Annotated in this window: 2 protein-coding genes; both read right to left on the reverse strand. The window is 34.0% G+C overall.

The features are described from left to right. A partial coding sequence (locus V7161_RS29415; protein ID WP_335716314.1) for an ATP-binding protein occupies positions 1 to 1,195 on the reverse strand: 1,195 nt, incomplete at its 3' end. A 174-nt stretch (positions 1,196 to 1,369) separates the two neighbouring features. Continuing rightward, positions 1,370 to 2,785, reverse strand: coding sequence for an amino acid permease (locus tag V7161_RS29420; RefSeq protein WP_335716315.1), 1,416 nt, complete (start codon positions 2,783 to 2,785; stop codon positions 1,370 to 1,372). Positions 2,786 to 2,932 lie beyond the last annotated feature (147 nt).

Raw genomic sequence — 2,932 nt, forward strand, 5'->3', positions numbered from 1 at the left:
TCCCAATATTACTTTCAATATTAATTTCACCATTATGATCCATAATAATTTGATTTGAAACCATTAATCCCAAACCAGTTCCATCCTTTTTAGTAGTAAAAAAAGGTTCTCCTAAATTTATAATGTCTTTTTCGTCTATTCCAATACCATCATCCTGAATTATGATGTGCAATTTTTGCCCATGTAAGACGTTTGTATTTATTTTAATCGTTCCTCCACCAGACATGGATTCAATTGCATTTTTTATCAGATTAATAAAAACCTGCTTTAACTGCTTCTCATCACAATCGATAGGCGGAATGGGTCCTGGCATCATCGTTTCAATAATTACCCCTTGTCTATCTGCTTGTTGTTGAATAATGGAAAGTGTATAGGTAATAACCTCTTCAATACTCGCTTTTTCAAATTCAGTAACGCGTGGTTTTCCAAGATCCATCAAATCATTGACTATTAAATTAATACGGTCGATTTCCTGAATCATAATAGGATAAAACTCATTCGTACTTTGATTTCGTTCCTGCTGTAGTTGTGTAAAACCTTTTAATGAAGCCAATGGATTCCGAATTTCATGTCCAATCGCAGCGGCCATTCTACCAATAACAGCTAACTTCTCTTTTTGGCGAAGTTTTTCATGAACTGAAGTTAAAGAACTAATATACGAATAAAATCGAATTAACAGTATAAATGCAATTGCGGATAATATGATCGTCATTATTATTGGCGGTAATACATTGGCATCTTGTAAGACTAAACCTAATAAAATATATTTTCCAACAATACCTAAAAAAACGGTCCAGAAGTATTTTTTATTAACAAAAATTGGTGAGAAAAATAAAAATAATAGTTCTACAATATTTCCTGAAGCAAATGGAAGTGAATTACCAGAATAAATCAACAGATTATCTATAATATCTATTAGTAAGTAGCCTAATAGGAATATGTATTTTACAAGATATGGGTTACCTTTCTTAATAAAATAAATAGATATGGGAAGTAAGCTAAAAACCCAAAAATACAGCCAATATCCGAGTCCGCTTTCAGGAAAATCGTTTTTTCCATATGATGTATATTTCGGTAAAACAAAATACCAAAATAAATCAAACGTTACAAAAAAGAAGTAAAATAACCATAAAAATAATTTTATCGCCTTTTTTTCTTCAAATAAGAGCTTCGAACTCTTGATACCTTCGTTCATGTTTGCTTCTCCCTTAATGAAGTTCTTTGCAAGAAATAAGTAAATTAATCTTGCTACTATTTTATCATTTTTCTCTAATAAGAACAGACAATTATTGGGTATTAATGATTATTTTCGACATTTTTCGCAAAAATGTAAAAAGGGCTTGCAGATGCAAGCCCTTTGCGAATTTTATTAACTTACTTTTTTCAACTGTTCCACTTGAGTATTCAATGTAGAATGTTTTCGGCCGTATCCGAAGTATACTCCTAATCCAATTACTAACCAAATACCGAAGCTAATCCATGATTCTGCTGGAAGCTGAAGGATTAAATAACCGCAGAATACGAAAGCAAGAATCGGAATATATGGAACAAATGGAACACGGAAACCAGATTTTGGTGCCATATTATTCTTGCGAAGAAACAGAATCCCCACTGCAACAGTCATAAAGGCAAATAATGTTCCCATGTTTACTAAATGTGCAAGCTTATTTAATGGTACTAAACCGGCAAAAATGGAGACTAGTAAACAAGTAATCCATGAATTGAACATTGGAGTCTGCTTCTTCTTATCTACCTTTGAAAATACTTTTGGTAATAAGCCATCACGACTGATAGCGTAGAATAAACGAGTTTGTCCATAAAGCATAACAAGTAATACTGTTGTAATACCGATAATTGCACCTATTGAAATGAAGCCAGCTACCCAATCCTGATGAATATAGTTAAGAGCAAAAGCAACTGGATTTTTCACGCCAAGCTTAGTGTAAGGAACAACCCCTGTAAGAATTGCGGAAACCGCAATATATAAAACGGTACAAACAGCAAGTGAAGCCATAATCCCAATCGGCATATTGCGCTGTGGATTTTTTACTTCCTCTGCTGCCGAAGAAACGGCATCAAAACCGATATAAGCAAAGAAAACGGTAGCGGCACCGGCAGTTACACCAGAGAAACCGAATGGCATAAATGGTGTCCAGTTACTAGGCTTTACATACCATACCCCAACACCAATAAATAATAGAACAACTGCTAGTTTAATAATAACCATGATCGTATTAAAACGAGCTGATTTTTTAACACCTTGTGTTAACAATAAGGTAATCAATAAAACGATAAGAATAGCTGGTACATCAATATACGTACCATTTGCAGGATCATATGCACTAGTTAATGCTTTAGGAAAATGAATTCCAAATCCTGCAAGCAATCCTTGAAAATATCCAGACCATCCGCTGGCAACTGCTGAAGAAGCAAGTCCGTATTCCAGGATTAAATCCCAGCCTAAAATCCAAGCAATCAACTCACCAAACGTTGCATAGCTGTAAGTATAAGCACTTCCGGATACCGGGACGGTGGAAGCAAACTCAGCATAGCAAAGTGCGGCAAACACACAAGCCAACCCTGATATAATAAATGATAGAATAAGTGCCGGACCTGCAAGTTCTGCTGCTGCAACTCCTGTTACAACAAAGATTCCTGTTCCTATAATTGCACCAATTCCCAGCATTGATAAGTCAAAGGCACCTAAATCCTTCTTTAAGTTAACATCTTTTTTTCCTATTTCTTGGATCAGTGCCTGAATCGATTTCTTTCTAAATAAATCCATTTTGTAAACCTCCTTGTTATATTGTCGTAATGTTCTGACAAAATAACTCACAAAAAAATTATATACAAATAATATAATCTTTTTCTATAAAATGCAATATTTTTTGAAAAATAAAATTATTTGGAAATAATACCAATGGATAAATAC

The organism is Neobacillus drentensis, assembly GCF_036965425.1.
Classification (GTDB): Bacteria; Bacillota; Bacilli; order Bacillales; family Cytobacillaceae; genus Neobacillus; species Neobacillus drentensis_F.